Origin of the sequence: Acinetobacter amyesii (genome assembly GCF_023499985.1) — a bacterium.
Taxonomy (GTDB): Bacteria; Pseudomonadota; Gammaproteobacteria; order Pseudomonadales; family Moraxellaceae; genus Acinetobacter; species Acinetobacter amyesii.
In genome coordinates this window covers 165,327-184,026 of the sequence record NZ_JAMCOU010000031.1, presented here as the reverse complement: position 1 = coordinate 184,026, position 18,700 = coordinate 165,327, and the positions used below count along the sequence as shown (strand labels likewise).

The window sequence follows — 18,700 nt, the reverse complement described above, 5'->3', positions numbered from 1 at the left end:
AAAAGAATAATTATCATTACTGGTTGTTCAAAAAGTTCACAATTTATCCGTATTTAAATCTTATAATTCAATCATCTTTATAAACTTTTAACTGCCAATCATGCCAAAAATAAAACCAGCAAAATTGATCGTAGCCATCATCGTTGCTTTGGCAATCGCTGTCACTGCATGGCATTTCCTAAAACCTAAAGAAACTCAGCCGCAATATATTACTGCTGAAGTGAGTCGTGGTGACATTGAAAACTCTGTGCTTGCAACAGGTGTACTTGAAGCAACCAAAATGGTGAGTGTTGGTGCACAGGTTTCTGGTCAGGTGAAAAAGATGTATGTGCAACTCGGTGATGAAGTGAAACAAGGTCAGCTGATTGCCCGTATTGACTCGGTACGTCAGGAAAATGATTTAAAAACTGCAGAAGCCAGCATCAAAAACCAACAAGCGCAATTGGCAGTTAAACAAGCAAATCTTGCAAAAGTCCAAGCTGAATATAATCGTCAACAAGCAATGTACGCTCAAGACGCGACTAGTCGTGCAGAACTTGAATCTGCGCTAGCAAGTTATAAAACTGCGCAAGCTGATATTGCAGCCATTAATGCACAAATCGAACAATCACGTTTAACTTTAGCGACTGCAAAAGAAGACTTAGGCTATACACAAATTGTTGCACCTATGGATGGAACCATCGTGGCGATTGTGACTGAAGAAGGTCAAACCGTAAATGCCAACCAAAGTGCGCCAACCATTGTGAAATTGGCAAAACTCGACACCATGACCATTAAGGCGGAAATTTCTGAAGCCGATGTGATGAAAGTCCAAGAAGGTCAAAACGTCTATTTTACAACCTTGGGCGACAGTGAAACAAAACACTATGCTACCCTGCGCCAAGTTGAACCTGCGCCAAACTCAATTAACACCGAAAGTAACAACAACACCTCTTCGTCTTCAAGTACTGCGGTTTACTACAATGCGTTATTTGATGTCCCAAATGAAGACGGTAAATTGCGTATTGATATGACTGCTCAGGTGTATATCATTCTAGATGAAGCCAAGAATGTCTTGACTGTACCTGCCGCAGCCGTTCAAACCTCGAACCGCCCACAACGTAGCCGTAATAATGCATCTGCAAATGGTCAATCTGCTGATAAAAATGCCATCGCAGAAGCTAGATCGAACAAAGACAATCCAAACCGTCCTAAACGTTTAGAACTGACTGAAGCTGAAAAAGCATTGGTCAAACAAGGTAAGGCCAGCGTTGCGATGGTTCGTGTACTACAAGCCGATGGTTCAGCTCAACCACAACAGGTATTACTCGGTTTAAATAACCGTGTGACCGCACAAGTGATCCGTGGCTTAAAACAAGGTGACAAAGTCGTGATTGCCGACGGTTCAGATACCTCTAATGATTCAGCGAAACGCAGCAACCGTGGTGGTGCTGGCGGCCCAATGAGAATGTAATGATGAGTCAAAATCAGACGCCTCTACTTGAGGTCAAGAATCTGACTCGTGAATTCCCTGCTGGTGAAAGCACAGTCCAGATTCTAAAAGGGGTCAATCTTGAGATTTACCCAGGTGAACTGGTGGCGATTGTAGGTCAGTCCGGTTCTGGTAAATCCACCCTCATGAACATTTTGGGGTGCCTTGATAAGCCAACCAATGGCAGTTACAAGGTCAAGGGGCGTGAAACCCGTGAACTTGAACCTGATGAACTGGCACAGTTACGCCGTGAATATTTTGGCTTTATTTTCCAGCGTTATCACTTACTCGGTGATTTGAATGCTGCAGGTAACGTTGAAGTTCCCGCAATCTATGCCGGTGCAGATGCAACCGAACGCAATGCACGTGCCAAGCAACTGCTGACTGACTTAGGACTGGGTGAAAAAACTCAAAACCGCCCGAGTCAACTTTCGGGTGGTCAGCAACAACGTGTGTCTATTGCGCGTGCCCTCATGAATGGTGGTGATGTTATTCTTGCCGATGAACCGACCGGTGCACTAGATAAGAATAGTGGTATTGAAGTAATGCGGATTTTGCGCGAACTCAATGCCAAAGGTCATACCATTATTTTGGTCACGCACGACCATAATGTTGCAAAAAATGCGACTAGAATTATTGAAATTTCAGATGGTAACATCATTTCAGATCAGCCCAATGTACCTGAAACAGATGATGAACCTTTAGAAAAACAACAACTCGTTCCAAACACACAGAAAAAAACCTCAAGCTGGCGCTCTGCCGTTGACCGTTTAGGTGAAGCCTTCCGTATGGCGATTTTAGCCATGAATGCTCACCGTATGCGAACATTTTTAACCATGCTCGGGATCATTATTGGTATCGCTTCTGTGGTTTCTGTTGTGGCTCTTGGGAATGGTTCGCAAAAGCAGATTTTAGAAAATATCAGTAGTTTAGGTACCAATACCATCACGGTGTATCAAGGTCGTGGATTTGGTGATAACTCAAGATCATCGCAAGTAAAAACATTGGTTCCAGCCGATGCGACGGCCCTTGCGGAACAACCTTATGTTGACGGTGTCAGTCCATCAGTCAACTCATCTGTCACAGCACGTTTTAAAGACACAGAAGCGTCAACCACAGTAAATGGCGTGAGTGAAGATTTCTTCTATGTCAAAGGAATGAACTTCGCTTCGGGTCAGCCTTTTGATAAAGAAAGCGTGACTGAGCAAGCGCAAGATGTGGTGATTGATAGTAATACTAAAAATACCTTCTTTGCAGATGGCACCAACCCTGTGGGTCAAGTGATTTTATTAGGCAGTGTGCCGAGCCGTATCATTGGCGTGATCGAAGAACAAAAAAGCATGATGGGCAACTCAGATAGCCTGAATGTGTATTTGCCGTATTCAACGGTTATGAGTCGTATGCTGGGGCAGTCGAACGTACGTAGCATCATTGTCCGAGTGAAAGATGAATACCCAAGTGCTGCGGCTGAGAACGCCATATTGAACTTATTGGTGCAACGTCATGGCGCGCAAGATGTCTTTACACAAAACTCCGATAGTATCCGTGAAACCATTCAACAAACCACTGCAACAATGACCTTATTGGTGTCTGCGATTGCGGTGATTTCATTGATCGTCGGTGGTATTGGGGTCATGAACATTATGTTGGTTTCTGTGACTGAGCGTACTCAAGAAATTGGTGTACGTATGGCCGTGGGTGCCCGTCAAAGTGATATTTTACAGCAGTTCCTGATTGAGGCGGTGTTGGTGTGTATCTTAGGCGGTGTGCTTGGGGTTTTATTATCTTTAGGTATTGGACAATTGATTAGTCATTTTGCCGGTGGAACATTCCAAATGGCCTATTCAACGACGTCTATCGTTGCTGCTTTTGTCTGCTCTAGTATGATTGGTATTGTGTTTGGCTTTATTCCTGCACGTAATGCCGCACAGCTGAACCCTGTCGATGCGCTTTCTCGCGAATAAGGAAATAATGATGCAAATGACCTTAACTAAACTTGCAAGTGCCTTCATTCTCGGAAGTAGCTTAGTCGGCTGTGCCGCTGTGGTTAAGACGCCGTATGAAGCCCCTGCAACACAAATCCCGACGCAATTTCAAAATGCGAAAGCCATGAGTCAGCAAGTTCATGCAGATACTTATGCTGACCAATGGTGGACATTGTTTAATGATGCTGAATTGAACCAGTTGGTGAATAAAGTTTTAGCTGCCAATACAGACCTTGCTGTTGCAGGTATTAATTTACAGCAAGCTCGACTAAAAGCTGGTTTGGCTGAGAATCAGCAAGGGCCACGCGTGAGTTCAAGTGTTTCAACTGGGCATAACTTTAACCTTAACTCAGGTGATGACTCATCAAAAGGTGTATCACTCAGTGGTGGCGTCAGTTATGAAGTAGATTTATTTGGTCGTTTGGCTAGCCAGACTGAGGCCGCAAAATGGGAAGCTTTAGCAACTGAACAAGACCTGCAAGCCACTGCCCAAAGTTTGATTGCAACAACAGCAAACCTATATTGGCAACTTGGCTATTTAAATGAGCGCTATAGTATTGCGCAGCAAAATTTGGCCAGTACGCAAAAAACCTATGACTTGGTCAAGGTGCAATATAAAGCCGGTGCTGTGTCAGGTTTAGATCTAACGCAAGCCGAGCAATCGGTGCAAAGTCAAAAAGCGACCTTAAGCCAAATTGCCCAACAAAAAGTAGAAACTCGGACTGCATTGGCTGTGTTATTGCATCAACCTGTGCAACAACTGAATATTTCAGAGCCGCAGCGTTTACCTCGAATTGCATTACCGACGATTGCAGCAGGTTTACCTGCCGAGTTGTTGTCTCGCCGTCCAGATTTACAAGCGAGCGAATTAAGATTGCGTAAAGCTTTGGCAAATAAAGATGCAACGAAAGCGAGTTACTACCCTTCGATTAGTTTGACTGGCAGTTTAGGTTCGAGCAGTACGTCTTTGAGTAATTTATTACAAAACCCAGCTTTGGCTTTGGGTGCAAGTTTAAGTTTACCGTTCTTGCAATATAATGATATGAAGAAAGACCTTGCGATTAGTGATTTAGATTATGAAAAATCTATTATTCAATATCGTCAGACCTTGTATCAGGCTTTTGCCGATGTGGAAAATGCGCTATCCAATCGTACTGAGTTAAGTCAGCAAGTTGCTTTGCAAGAGCGTAATGTACAGCTTGCAGAAAAGACTGAACGCTTAACAGAAGTTCGTTATCGTAATGGTGCAATTGCGTTGAAAAACTTGCTTGATGCACAGGAGACCACACGTAATGCGCGACTGTCTTTGGTTCAAACTAAGCAGAGTCAATACAATGCTTATGTAACTTTGATGCAGGCGTTGGGTGGTAGTCCGATTAAGCAATTACCTTAAGTTATAGATAAAAAGCCCTGAAGGGCTTTTTATTTATCCATCATTTTAAACATCGTAAATTCAAAATTATCTTTTGCGCTGACTTCCTCTGGGCGCTCTAAATCCATTTTGTTTTTTCGTACTACATCTTCATGCCAAACGGGCAATGGTTTGATATGCAGTAAAATTCTTCGTGCAACAAAGTTACACACATCAAATGGATAAGCAAATAAAGCTGGAACCCAATTATAATGATAAATGATTCGAAATGATTTCCATGTATCTCTCCAACTTTCTTTTGCACCCACGACCTTTTGACAATAAGTTAGTTGGGTAAACGGATCGATGGTACCGTACATAGGATGCGGTTTGGGGTAAAGCTCCTCTGGTCCTTTCATCATAAAATGACAAATAAAAGTCCATAAACCTTGAGTACGAAATATTCCAATCATTGGAAAGCCAATCACAAAGGTATGTTTTAGGATGCCGTCTTCGATGATATGTGCCCGAAGCTCTCGTAATGGAATGCCAGACAACCCAAAACTACTGCCCATAATATAAACTACATCTGTCCATTTCTTTTCTATATATTCTTGATCATTGATATAGAAAAATACCTTGCCTGTTTTTCGGTTAAAAAGAATAGGTTTACAAATAGGCTGTTTATGATCATATTTAAAGTAAGGATTTAAAAATCCTATAAGTGGAAAAGCAAGAATTCCCAAAATTAAGAACATAAAAAAAATGGAAAATCCTAAATCACCCTCTCCTGTAGTAAAAATAAAATATATAAAATAAAAAGAGATTAAAAAAATAGGAAGAAGTAAAATTAAAATACTTACTCCTTTTCCCAACCTCGCATAAGATTGATCGATTAATTCAATATAATCATCATTCATTTTTAAGAATGACCAATTATGATTACGTTTATATTTGGTCGTATCGTCAGGTTTGAGTAAAACATCACCTTCTTCCAACTTGGAAAAGGGAATGTTCTGTTCAAAAATATCATAACCAAAGATATGTTTTTTAATTTTCAATATCTGGATCTTTTATATACACTTTTCTTGACTTCGCATCGTAATGAAAATGCCTATTGATGTCAGCATTAACGATATAAGGATCATCCTTATCAATCGTACAATCTTTTAAAATTGATTCTGGCCACATTGGCACTTTGCAATTCCACATAGCATACACTCTTCCCCACTTCCAGAATACAGACTCTAAGATAAGGAAACGTAAATAGTAAAAGAACTTCGAACCAAAACTATTAATATCCACACGGTAATAACTAAATTCACGAGATTCTTTTTTTCCGACAATGTCATTACAAAATGTGACTTTAGAAAAAATCTTATATTCATCATTTTCTAGTGATTTTATATCTTTGGGATAAAGCTTTTCTGGCCCCTCTGCCATATATATACAAATCATCCCCCAGAAAGACTCTAACAATTCTATTGAAGGTACAGGTGGACCAATCGCTACAGTATGTTCAATAAGTTGAGATTCTTTATTTAATATAAAACCCCAAATTTCATAATCACCTTGGAATGAATTTGGTTGAACAATACAAAATTTCATATCTTGCCAATTTCCAGATTGAAATTTTCCCTGCATATCTAAAAAATAAACACGTTGATTTTTACGATTAAAGCGAATAGGAAAATGTGTAAAGTTATTATTATCAGGTTTGTAATTAAAAAATAAAGGGTAAGCTATAAAAAATGGGAAAACAAACATAAAGCCGATAACATAAGAAAATAAATCAAACTCATACCCTCTAAAAACAAAATAATAAATAGGCATAAGAACTAATGCAGCAAATGCGAATGAAAAAAAATAAAGATTTTGGGCATTAAAATGCCCTTTGTGTGTATAAAATTTATTTTCAGTATCTAAAAAAGTACTGTTCATTTGAGTAATTGCAAACAAATGATTACAGTTTTCAGCATTAATCATAGGTTTGGCCAATAGTTTTTTATTGGGTTTTAATTTTTCGATAGCTATATTTTTACGATATTTAGGCCATTGACCTACTGAAGTTGGCATAACTCATCAATCCTTATGAAAATACTTTAGAGAAATCTTTCTGTTGCTGTGCATAAGATGTATAAGGAACGCCTTTTAATCCTTCTCTATTACCAACAAAAGATAATCGAAGCCACTGCTGGAGGCTACTTTCTTTGATTTTAGCATTCCAATATAAAACACCGAGACCAATAGAAAACATTACAATTGCCAAAGCTTTCATCTGATTGGTACCCCTGAACATGATATGAGTCGCAACTAGCATCAGCGCATTTCCACCAGTACTTGTAAAAGTATCTAAATTTCGCTCTCTATCAACTATAATGCTTTTTATCCCCTTAAAAGCATCAACTCCTGTAGTCATATATGTGGTTATTAAAACTGCATATTTATTTCCTTTTGCGCTAAAAAGCCTTTTCATCACTTCGTTTTGCGTATAAGCGCTTCCTGTACGTAATGCATTAGCCGACGCAAGTGTACTTGAAATTTTATAAACACCATCAGTTACTGCATAACCAATTGATGCGACTCCACCAAAGAATTTCGATATATATTCTGCGCTTTTTGGATCTTTTATAAATCCTTCATAACTAGATTTAATAAATAATGTTTGAAATATACCACTTGTAATCCCTAAAAAAGCTTGAAAATGATTTTGTGAAAAATTGAGTGCATCATTATTCAAAGCTACTTCGAATTGTTCTACCAATGCACGACTTAAGTCTTTATTTGTAGTGATATTAAAAGGAATATTTGAGTTAGAGTTCAGTACAAAATCAACTGAAATAGTCCCTTTTAAATCAGAAAATTCCGATATTTTTTTAGAAATTCCTGAAGCATTATTATTAAGTGCTTGCTCGATATTCTCTATAGCACGCTTATTGCCACTTTGTAATGCCATCTCATGCACCAAATGTGCAATTCCTCTTTGTAGATTTTCAGCTGAACCTCTATAGGTATATATCTTTTTTCCCCCATCCCCTAATTTAGTTCCCCAACTGTTTAATAAAATAATTTCTCTTCTATATTTATCCACTGCAATCGAATTTCCCGGTTTAATTTTTGTAATGGCAGCTTGTAGTGAAACAAAAGATTGTCCCAATGAATCATATAAAATATTAAGTCTTGGAGTATTGAGTTCACCAATAAATTTATTAATTGAGTCTGTTAAGGCTGGTAAATAGAGTGTAGCAAACCCTACAGGATTAGATATTATTTTCTTGATTTCATTATTGTTTGCTACCAAACCATTTAAAATAAAATTTTCATCAGAAATTTCTTTATTTAAATAATTTTCCTCCACAAAATTCACAAGATTTGAACTTACAGAAATTCCATTCACAACTAACGAAACGATATTAACATAATCAATATTACTTTCTAAATCACTTTCATCAAAAAAATTTTTAAAAACTTTTTTAAATATATCTGAAGTTAAAATATTGATATAATTTTGTTCAAATTCTTTTGCTGATGTATAAATCAATATATCTTTTGTCTGAGCAGAAAGTAGAGCACTATCTAATAAGTGATGATCAATACAATCGTCAAATTTTTTGAAAGCTTTTTTATTTAGTTCTTTTAGCTTTTCAGGACTAATATTCTCCATCTCATTATCATAATATTCTAAAGCTTGCGGATTCGTAGCACCAGCTACCCCCCTTCCAAATATTCCCCAAGCTTTTGAGTTATCTAAATCTGCTTGCCTTTTATACTGCTCTTCAATTAAGTTAATATGCTGAATCTGTTTTCTTAAATTATTAACTTGTATAGCTGTTCTTTCTATATCAGAAAAAAATTCTGAGCTTTCAACTGCTTCAGCATAAAAGTCTGTAACATATTTACCGGCATCCATTGCATTACCAATAGGGTCATCTAAGCAAAATATTAAACCATTATAAGCTCTTAAATCAGAAGGGTTCTCAAGTAAAAAATTTCGCTCATCTTCATTTAATTTATGAAAAACTCGAGGATCTTCTAAATTTACATAACTATCATTAGAAGTTGTTAATGTAACTGTACCTAATCGATCTAATGCTTGAATAAAACCATTATTTACTGAGTTCAAATTATCTTTAAAAGTTAAAGAATCTGCTAAATATTTCGGTATTAAATTTTTAGGCTTATTTGAAGGTATTTTTGCAGTTCCTAATATCGAAGGCCTAATACTAAAACTTTTTTTGTCCTCTCTACTTATATTCTCTAGTAGTGCATCTTCTATCACATTAATAGTATCTGCTGATATTGGTAATAATTTTTGCATATCTTCTCCTGTTACCCATTTCTGAGGAGAAAAACTTTGCAATTTTTCATAAAAATTAGAATTATGAACTTTACGTTCTTTTATATCATTAGTCCATCTTACATCTGAAAAAGTTAAATAAACGATTGGATGATCTTGTGGTTTAAGTATCGTAATTGTTAAAGCATTTAATCTGTGATGCCATTGAGTACAAGGCTCTTCTGTAGCAGACAGACTTTCATTTTTATTAATTTTTTTAATAAAACCATTTTTAGAAATATAATACTCTTCTAACATCTTGTTTTTAGGATAATACACATAAATAAAACCCGTTCGCAACAAAGTTTGTGTAAAACAAAAATTTTCAGAAATTGAATATTTGTCGTACTCAAAATTTCTAAAATTATTATAATCTCTTTCTGTTTCCTCTAAACCTTCTAAACTACTAGTCTCAGTATCTCTTTGAACATCATTTTTTAGATTTTCTAATACACTTCCTCCTGAATAGCGTTCAACTATATTATGATAATATTTTTCAATTTTGATATAAGCTGGATCATCTTCGTTACTTCCAAATGAAGATATATCTGATTTACCTTTAATTAAAAGAGGTCTCGTTAGAAATACTCTTAAACCTTCATCTCTCTTGCAAAAGTTACAATTTAGATCATTAATAGCCATACATCACCTTATTTTTCAACTCTTCATCGAAAATATTATTTTTTATAAAAAAATCTTGCCACATTAAATTTTCAATTAATTTACTTGCTTGTTCATAGCCTTTTTTACTAATTAGCAATTTTTCAAAAAAATCAGAATATATATAGTTTTTTCCAAGAAGTTCCATATGATACAAAATAGCTACTTTATCATTTGTTTTTTCAATTTCCATATGCTCTATTAAATTAATAGAGTTATAAACCTCTACAATTTTTTTATAATAATCAGAAATACTATAAGGTTTAAACTGAATCAAACTCAAGAAATTATTACAAATATTTATTTTAATCAAAAGTTCATAATCAATTGAACAATCATACTCATCCTTTTCACCTAAATACTCATTAAAAAAACAATATGAATCATAAATATTCAATCTTATATTTTTAAAATATTTATTTAGCTCAATAAAGTCTGACGATTTAAAATAATTTAATTGAATCCAAATTTTCGGATCAAAAAAACGATATAAAAAAAATCGGCCATTCAACTCATAAACTAATTTTTTTTTAAGGTGCTCGACTATATCTGGCTCCCTCGTTGGTATACTTTTAAATATAAAAGGTAAAAATGTATTCTTTCCTTGTCGTAAGTTTTTCTTATCTTGTTTAAATATCTCTGATATTAAAGATTGATCTACGCGATTTAATCTCAACAAGTAAGGAAAAACTTTCATATTCTTATTTGCATAATTTGGGGCTAAAGAAATAAGCTTATCTTCTATTTCATAGAAATAATCTGCATTTAAATTAGGATCTACGATCGCATAATCATATTCTATAGTTTCATGAACTTTATTATGATAAAAATACATTATGCTAACTCCACCAAAGCATCTCCTTTCGCAGCAGCACTAGCAATACGCATCTCGCATATCGGAAGTTGCGGTACTTCATTATTCACCTTTTTTCCAGGAATAAATTTATGCTGTCCTGCCTTACTTTCAAACTTCGCACCTGTGGTTGGAAATATGCCTGAACCATTAATTTTCACTTGTGAACCACCCGCAGTTAAATTAATCTCTTTCGGACTGGTAATATAAACAGTATCTTCTGTTGAAATAATCTGAATGCCTTTCCGAGCAATCAGATCAATTCCATCAATTTGTGCTTGAATTTCTATTTTACCCTTACCTGCATACATCCGTGCGCCTTCCTGCGCTGCAAATAGACTGATCTTAGAGCTTGCATGCCCAATTAAAGACTTTTGTGTGGAGATGTTAATGCTATCGCTTGCTGTATGACTAATCTGACCATCTGCTGACACATGGATGTCTTCATTACTGCTTAAAGCAATCGAATTGGGGGAAGCCAACACCATGATCGCAGACTTAAATTCTGCTGCTTTTTTCTCATCTTTTTGACTTAAAACTTCGATAAACGCTTGAAGCCCTTCCAAAACTTCCAGTAGGTCTGTCTGCTGATTCTTGGCAACTTCACTTAAGGCCTTAGAGCTCTTTAAGGAACTTTCAATTTGGCTTTTGGCTTCATTTGCATTTAAGTGCTCACCTTTCGCCTCATCTTGTTTATAAGTCGACACCAATAAGCCTTGTCCAGCCCGAATCGCCCCCCATTGATCGGTCCGAAGCTCAAAACCTTCACCCCGATCTTCACTTTCTGCTTTATCTTTTGGATGACTGAGCTTACCGAGGTTCAGTTGGCTCGCACCATGACTACTTTGCAGCTGTGTACTAATTTGCCCCGTGGTGTCATCAAAGCGTAATTGACCAAAACCCTCTCCCGCCACTTCTTTAGAACGAATTCCCGCAAGTTTTTTGGTATCGGGTAATTGTCCTTTATTGTCAAATTTAGTGGGACTACGCTGCGCTTCATGAATACGACCCACGACAAAAGGTCGGTCAATGTTGCCATCAAAGAAATCAACGACAACTATTTCACCAATTCGAGGTAAGAAGCGTGCGCCATAACCTTCGCCGGCCCACGGGGTCACCACATCAACCCAAGCCGAGTCTGTGTCATTATTGTTCGCACCTGCACCGCCATCATGACCATGATCATCTGAACGGGTAAATAGGAAACGGACTTTTATCCTTCCCCATTCATCAACATGGATTTCTTCACCGGCAGGCCCCACAACTTTGGCACGCTGTGGATGTGTTACTGGTCGATGTGTAAGTGGATTAAATTCAGGAACGGTCGTAATATTTCGACGTTGCAAAGCCAAGGTATTGGCTTGGCGTTCATCCGCATCGCTTTGTTTGACTTGCCACTGACTTTGATGGATCAGTTGTGTAACTTGATCGGTTAAGTCTTTGGGTAAATTATTTTGGTTATAAAAAGACTTAGATAAAATCAAAAACTCTTGATCGGCACCACGATGCTGGTCAATCTCTGGATGCTCATCCAATTTGAACCAATAACCAACTTGTGTATCACGCACGGTACTTTTAGCAATAAATTGTTTGGCTTGAGCCGCATAATAATCACTAAAATTTTGATTGAGACGTTCAACTTGAGCACTATTAGAGGCAGTTGCAGCATCTTCACCATTCAGATCTTGTATCCATGCAGGGCTCACATGCCATGCCTGCTCTAAGCTTAAGCTCGCATTATCTTGATTTTGACTATGTAGGTGCTTGCTTTGTACTGCACCACCCCCCTCGTCCTGTTCAAGCACATCTGCCTGCCACCGCTGCACATGTACCGACGTCGGCTGCAGACTGCGCTGACCGATAAAACTGGTCATACTGTCATTTTTTTCAGTCGCACTACTGCGATGAAAACGGATATTACGTCGCTCCAAAGCTTGATATTGACTATTATCATCAATCAAACGTAGCTTTTGGGCTGCGATGGGTGCCGCAGACGATGTTACAAAAGATTGAGCTTCATCAACCAACCAATGAATGCCTTCACTGCGTAGTAAGCGAGTAATAAAATCATAGTCGGTTTCATTACTTTGCATCATGAATGGTCGAACGTCATACTCTTTTTTTAAGCCACTTAAGTCCAAACTTAAGCTCGCTGCAAAAAGTGGGCTCTTTTTTTGCCATTCTTTAAAAATAATCTCGACCACATCTTTGACCGATTTATTCATAAACACACGGCTATTACGACGCTTATGCCACAATGCCGTTGCATCTTCTAAGGTCAACTTATATAGCGTTAATGCACCATCACTTTGGCCTTGAAATGCTTCTGTAATGATCCCGGTAATACGAAAAAGTTGACCCGCATCGGTTACCTGATCGATTGCGACTTGTGTACCAATAAATTGTTTGAGTTCTAAGGTGGCAGAAGTTGAGAGACAGATGAGCTGAACATTCAAACCTTCACTTAAGGCATGTTCCCCATCAATACGTTGCAAGAATACTTGTTCATTCAGCGTGGTATTGGAAAATTGAATATGCAAGGCACGTTTTTGTGGACTAATGCCCAATTTCTCAAGTGCAGAATAAATATTGTTCAGCATCGTTATTATCTAAAATCAGATTTTTATAAAATATGCGGGGTATTTAATCAAAAAAACTCATATTTTTCTAGGCATAAACTGCCTGCTTTGTTGGGTTTTATGTAAGTAAAAATTCAAATTTCCACATCAATTCTTTATGTTATTTTTACTCTATTTATTTCTGCATTAAAAAAATATAGAGACCATCAAACTAAACTTCAGGTCTCTTCATACCACCTTACTGCCTTGCATCACGATTAATTGGTATTTAAAAATGCGTGAATATTCTCCAATTGTTCTTGTGCTTCGACATAGCCTTGCGAGGCCGCTTTTTCCAAATATTGCTGTGCAATTTTAAGATCACGCTCTACGCCCATGCCATGAATATATAAATAGCCCAATCGCGTTAACGCCGCAGCATTCATCCCCTGAGCCGCTTGTGCATAATAGCTATGCGCTAGGGTTAAATCTTGCTGTACACCTAAACCATGTTCTGACATTTCACCAAGCTGGTACAAGGCAGTCACATTTCCCAATGCTGCCGCTTGCGAGAAATACTGCAACGCTTGTTGGAAATCTTGTGTTCCCCATTGTCCTTTTAAATTAACCAGACCCAGTTGCGTGAGTGCATCAGGATGGCCTAATTTTGCCGCCTTCAACAATACTCGCTGGCTTTGAGCATCATCAAATTGTAGATCAGGCAAGATATTTTCCACAGCTAAACGATAGAGATACCAAGCAGCATCCTGCGAACCTTGTTCTGCAGCTTTTTCCAGATAACTCAAACAGTGATCACGATGTGCTAAAGGATATTCTGGCAATGCATAAAACCGTCCAATCACATAGTTTTGATCTGCGACACAAGTAATGGACATATCATTTAAATGCCTAGCAGCTTCAATTAAAAGTTGCTGTGCTTGCTTGATATTTCGCTCAACACCGACCCCATGTAGGTAGCATAGTGCCAAACCGACTTGGTTAATGAATAATGGTTTGAATTGATACGCTGTTTGATATAACTCAAATGCTTTTTGCGGATCATCACGAACCAAATACTTTTCAAAATACAGTGCTGCAATAAGACTAATCGCTTCAGCATCTTTAAGTTGAGCAGCTTCGGTTAGAAAGCGAAAACCTAAAGTTTCCTGCTTCTCCAAGTACCAACCATGAAAATGTGCAATGCCTAATAATCGGCTGGCTGCAGCAACTTTGTGCTCTTTGGCCTGCTGCAAAAGATCATGATAAACCCGCTGACGCTGATCGACGTCGATTTTACCCATCAATACTGCTTGATAATATTCATACAACTGCTGCTGGTGCCCGAGTAGCAATCCTCGCTTTAAATATTGCAATGACTTTTCATCATTTTGCGCAAGATACTTTCCTTGCGCATAGAACTGCTGCAATTGCTGAATAGCCGCCATATGGTCTTGTTGGGCAGCTTTCAGTAAATATTCCAATCCCAGAGCAATATTTGGCGTGGCTTGGTTTAAATAGAACTGTGCCAATTGATACTGTGAATTGGCATGTCCATTGTCCGCATTTTTTTGCAACAAATCTAAATGTTGCTGCTCGGCATGTGTCTGATCTTCTGGGTTTAATTCGGCGAGTCGATATTGCGCATCCAAATGACCGCGTGAAATCGCATGTCGATACCAATACTGCGCTTTTTCAAGATTGGGTACACCGCCATAGATACCTTCTTCAACTTGTCCCAACACATATGCAGCATCATCGCTGCCTAAACTATTGGCTTTTTCCAATAGAGCCAGCGCATTTTCCACACTGACTTCTCTGCCTAAGCCTTGTAAATGCATCTGTCCCATAGCGACATAGGCCTGTGGAATTTCATGCTGTTTGGCCAAATTTTGATACAACTCATAGGCACGCGCATAGTCGGTTGGTGCATCAAGCATTAAACGTTCTGCGAATTTCAGCTGCGCATCTAATTGGTCTATCCACAAGTCATGCCCAACCGCTTTAGCCTGATCGCGTTTCACTGGATCGGGTCTTTTCCACATCCAAAACGCAAGTGCTCCCATCCCCAAAATTAGTATCAGTAAAAACCACATACTCGCCCCAAAAAAATCAATATTTTAATTATTCCAACATTGTGTCTGATTTTAATTCTATATACAAAAAAAGCACCGAATTCGGTGCTTTATTTTTTTCAAAATGAGATAGCTGTCATGCTTTTGCTCGTTTTGCATCAAGTTTTTTGAGCACCTCTGACACAGCCACCATCGCAAAGCTGGACGTCACCACTACTGCTGAACCATATCCACCACAACGTAAACCTGCACTTGGACAAACATCAGCACTGGAAAATGGATTATCAATCGAATAAACACAGGTAATCCCAAACTTTTCTTTCGGCTTTTTACAAATGCCTTTGCCGCGTAATTGTGTACGCAATTTCGCTAACATCGGGTCTTGCTCAGTTTTAGATAAATCCGCCACACGAATTTTTAATGGATCGAGTTTACCGCCTGCACCACCCGAGACAATCAACGGAATTTTATTAAAACGACAATGTAACATGAGGGCGAATTTCGCTTTCACGTCATCAATACAATCTAAAATTAAATCGGGATTGCCGGCTAATATTTCTTTCACATTTTCAGGTGTGAGATAATCATCAATTAAATTTATTTTGATTCGGGGATTAATCGCACGGCAGCGCTCTGCCATCACTTCAATTTTTTCATGTCCCAGTGTCGTGCTCATGGCAGGCAATTGTCGATTAATATTCGATGCAGCAACGACATCCATATCGACCAAGGTCAGCTCACCAATACCAGTACGCGCTAAAGCTTCGACCGCCCATGAGCCTACACCACCAATCCCAATCACCATGACATGACTTTTTTCATAATGATGAAAACTTTCATCACTATATATTTTGGCTACGCCAGCAAAACGGCGGTCATATTCATCATCTTGGAGCAGTTCAGTCATAGGTTTGGAGGCTGTGTTAAATGAGCCGCCATTTTAGCAAATTCGCTACTTATTTTCTTTGATAAAACGCAATTCAGCAGTCAGCGCAACAGAGCGGCATTCGCATCAGGTCTAAATCCATCAAAATAAACATTTACAGCGAACGGAGGTCTGCTTTAAAAATATAACCATAGATCAAAAAATCAAGTGTGTATTGCCATGAACATCCATCCTCTGCCAAATAATTTAAAAATTACCGATGACAAAAATGAAATAGATTTAGACACCGTGCATCGCTTTTTAAGCCATACCTATTGGTCAAAAGATATTCCAAAACATGTGGTGAAAAAAGCGATTGAAAACTCTTTGGCCGTGGCCTTACTTCTCGATGATGAACTCATCGGTTTTGGTCGTGCTATTACGGATTATGCAACTTTTGCTTATTTAGCCGATATTTATGTCGCCGATGAGCATCGAGGCAAAGGCTATTCAAAATTAATTGTGAGTGCTTTATTTGAAAAATGTGGCGCTGCAGATCTAAGACGCATGTTGCTTGCAACGGCGGATGCACATGGCCTATATCGTCAATTTGGCTTTACTGATTTGGCTCAGCCTGCAAGTTTTCTCGAAATTCATCAAGCCAACATCTATCAACGATAGAGAAAATATCTCGGATAAAAAAAGAGGCTTTCGCCTCTTTTTCGATCTTACAACCTTAGTCTTTATTCATAATAAAGAAATATTCACGGTAGTATTTAAGCTCTGCAATCGAGTCACGGATATCATCCATTGCTAAATGCGAGGCATTTTTCTTCAAGCCACCCATAATCTCTGGGCGCCAGCGTTTCGCCAATTCTTTCACTGATGATACATCGAGATTACGGTAGTGGAAGTATTGTTCCATTTCAGGCATCAAACGATGCAAGAAACGACGATCTTGGCAAATTGAGTTACCGCACATCGGTGATGATTTTGGATTCACCCATTTTTTCAAAAATTCTAAAGTTTGCTGTTCAGCATCTTGTGCTGTCAATTTACTACGACGTACACGTTCGATCAGACCTGATTGACCATGTTGGCGAGTGTTCCACTCATCCATTGCATTGAGCACACGATCAGACTGATGTACCGCAAGCACAGGCCCTTCCGCCAGAATATTTAAATTATCATCCGTCACAATTGTTGCAACTTCAATAATCTGGTCGTTATCTGTATCTAGACCTGTCATTTCAAGGTCAATCCAAATCAGGCGTGTATCAGGTGTGCTGCTCATAAATGTGCAATCTTATTAGGCTGTAAAAATGAACATAGTAGCAAATTTATTGGGCTTGCGCTGTAAATAGACCCTGCTTTCATGCTATTTTTGCCATCTAGTTTTCACGGTTTTTTAGGATATGAATGGCTTTAATTCGTAAGCGCCGACTGACTGAACAGCAGCAACGTCGCATTCAGAAGCAACATAAATCTCGTCAGGAAGAAATCGATACTTCTGCAGATTTGGAAGGCTTGGTCGTCCAACATTATGGTCGTCAACTTGAAGTTCAAGCGCTGTCTACACCCGACCAACATCCTGAAAAACCTATTGTGCAAGCTGGTGAACCTGAACCACATTGGAAACCCATCGAATTAGGCAGTGTTTGGCGCTGCCATACCCGTACCAATCTCGAATTATTGGTGACGGGTGACCGTGTCAAATGGCAAGCTGACCCGATCACAGGTTTAGGGATTATTACCGCGATTCATCCACGCCAATCTTTACTGACACGCCCTGACCGTTATCACAAAGTGAAACCTGTCGCAGCCAATGTCAGCCTGATTGTGATTGTATTTGCACCGCTTCCTGAGCCAGCACCTGGCCTGATTGACCGCTATTTGGTGGCCTGTGCAGATGCTGATATTCCAGCCTTATTGGTCTTAAATAAATCAGACTTACTTAAAGACAACGATCCGATCTTAACGCTATTACAAGAATATCGTGACTTGGGCTATGAGGTCATGCAAACCCAATCCGATGGTGACTTAAGCGCACTTTCTGCTCGACTTTCTGGTGAAACTGTCGCATTTGTAGGTCAGTCTGGGGTTGGTAAGAGCACTTTAATTAATGCCATTGTTCCGGATGCTGCACAAAAAACCAATATTATTTCGGAAAACTCCGCGCTCGGTCAGCACACCACCACCTCTACGCGCTTAATTGCGTTTGGTGAAGGTTCTGCATTGATTGATTCACCAGGAATCCGTGAATTTGGTTTATGGCACTTAGAATTGGAAAAAGTTCAGCAAGGTTTCCCTGAGATCGAGTCACATTTGGGCTATTGCCAGTTCCGTAACTGTACGCATAAACATGAAAAGCAATGTGCGCTTAGAATGGCGGCTCAAAATGGCGAAATTTTACCGCGCCGATTAGACAGTTATTTACGTCTGATCGACGAAATCACGGAAGCGCAGCAAAAAAATTAATTTTTATTCTGTTCATGCCCTTGAAGGGGTGATTTTGATCACCATATTTATGGGCTATACTCTTGGCAATT

13 protein-coding genes are annotated in these 18,700 nt (G+C 38.6%); 5 read left to right on the top strand and 8 right to left on the bottom strand.

Translation table 11 applies throughout. The features are described 5' to 3' along the window. Positions 1 to 100 precede the first annotated feature (100 nt). The 3 genes from M5F03_RS09490 to M5F03_RS09480 are packed head-to-tail and all read left to right on the top strand — an operon-like array spanning position 101 to position 4,849. Positions 101 to 1,453 (top strand): MacA family efflux pump subunit, encoded by a 1,353-nt coding sequence (locus M5F03_RS09490; protein ID WP_180132089.1) that lies wholly within the window; start codon positions 101 to 103, stop codon positions 1,451 to 1,453. Between the two features lie 2 nt (positions 1,454 to 1,455). Then, positions 1,456 to 3,435: a MacB family efflux pump subunit gene (locus tag M5F03_RS09485; RefSeq protein WP_249708217.1), complete on the top strand. Its 1,980-nt coding sequence runs from the start codon at positions 1,456 to 1,458 to the stop codon at positions 3,433 to 3,435. A 10-nt stretch (positions 3,436 to 3,445) separates the two neighbouring features. After that, positions 3,446 to 4,849: an efflux transporter outer membrane subunit gene (locus M5F03_RS09480; protein WP_249708215.1), complete on the top strand. Its 1,404-nt coding sequence runs from the start codon at positions 3,446 to 3,448 to the stop codon at positions 4,847 to 4,849. 29 nt (positions 4,850 to 4,878) lie between these two features. Here the strand turns inward: M5F03_RS09480 and M5F03_RS09475 are convergent, their stop codons facing one another. The 7 genes from M5F03_RS09475 to M5F03_RS09445 all read right to left on the bottom strand — a co-directional run bounded on the left by M5F03_RS09475 (position 4,879) and on the right by M5F03_RS09445 (position 16,193). Continuing rightward, positions 4,879 to 5,868: a hypothetical protein gene (locus tag M5F03_RS09475; RefSeq protein WP_249708157.1), complete on the bottom strand. Its 990-nt coding sequence runs from the start codon at positions 5,866 to 5,868 to the stop codon at positions 4,879 to 4,881. Beyond that, positions 5,858 to 6,883: a DUF6708 domain-containing protein gene (locus tag M5F03_RS09470; RefSeq protein ID WP_249708155.1), complete on the bottom strand. Its 1,026-nt coding sequence runs from the start codon at positions 6,881 to 6,883 to the stop codon at positions 5,858 to 5,860. The genes M5F03_RS09475 and M5F03_RS09470 overlap by 11 nt, the downstream gene beginning before the upstream one ends. Before the next feature lie 13 nt (positions 6,884 to 6,896). Then, positions 6,897 to 9,785: a toxin VasX gene (locus M5F03_RS09465; RefSeq protein WP_249708153.1), complete on the bottom strand. Its 2,889-nt coding sequence runs from the start codon at positions 9,783 to 9,785 to the stop codon at positions 6,897 to 6,899. Then, complete coding sequence (locus M5F03_RS09460) at positions 9,775 to 10,638, bottom strand: hypothetical protein (protein WP_249708151.1); 864 nt, start codon at positions 10,636 to 10,638, stop codon at positions 9,775 to 9,777. The genes M5F03_RS09465 and M5F03_RS09460 overlap by 11 nt, the downstream gene beginning before the upstream one ends. Further along, a complete protein-coding gene (locus tag M5F03_RS09455; protein ID WP_249708148.1) occupies positions 10,638 to 13,256 on the bottom strand; it encodes a type VI secretion system Vgr family protein in 2,619 nt (872 codons plus the stop codon). Before M5F03_RS09455 ends, M5F03_RS09460 begins: the two co-directional genes overlap by 1 nt. Positions 13,257 to 13,492: 236 nt before the next feature. Continuing rightward, complete coding sequence (locus M5F03_RS09450) at positions 13,493 to 15,307, bottom strand: tetratricopeptide repeat protein (protein WP_249708146.1); 1,815 nt, start codon at positions 15,305 to 15,307, stop codon at positions 13,493 to 13,495. A 115-nt stretch (positions 15,308 to 15,422) separates the two neighbouring features. Further along, positions 15,423 to 16,193 (bottom strand): tRNA threonylcarbamoyladenosine dehydratase, encoded by a 771-nt coding sequence (locus M5F03_RS09445; RefSeq protein ID WP_078192686.1) that lies wholly within the window; start codon positions 16,191 to 16,193, stop codon positions 15,423 to 15,425. 198 nt (positions 16,194 to 16,391) lie between these two features. Between M5F03_RS09445 and M5F03_RS09440 the strand changes: the two genes are divergently transcribed. Then, positions 16,392 to 16,832, top strand: a complete 441-nt coding sequence (locus M5F03_RS09440; RefSeq protein WP_249708143.1) for a GNAT family N-acetyltransferase — start codon at positions 16,392 to 16,394, stop codon at positions 16,830 to 16,832. A gap of 55 nt (positions 16,833 to 16,887) precedes the next feature. On the opposite strand, the gene orn is transcribed toward M5F03_RS09440, so the two are convergent. After that, the gene (orn, locus tag M5F03_RS09435; RefSeq protein WP_067763591.1) at positions 16,888 to 17,445 is read right to left on the bottom strand and encodes an oligoribonuclease; all 558 of its coding nucleotides are present in this window, start codon (positions 17,443 to 17,445) and stop codon (positions 16,888 to 16,890) included. A 125-nt stretch (positions 17,446 to 17,570) separates the two neighbouring features. Here orn and rsgA point away from each other — a divergent pair, with 125 nt between their 5' ends. Next, complete coding sequence (rsgA, locus tag M5F03_RS09430; RefSeq protein WP_180004539.1) at positions 17,571 to 18,629, top strand: ribosome small subunit-dependent GTPase A; 1,059 nt, start codon at positions 17,571 to 17,573, stop codon at positions 18,627 to 18,629. Positions 18,630 to 18,700: the final 71 nt, after the last annotated feature.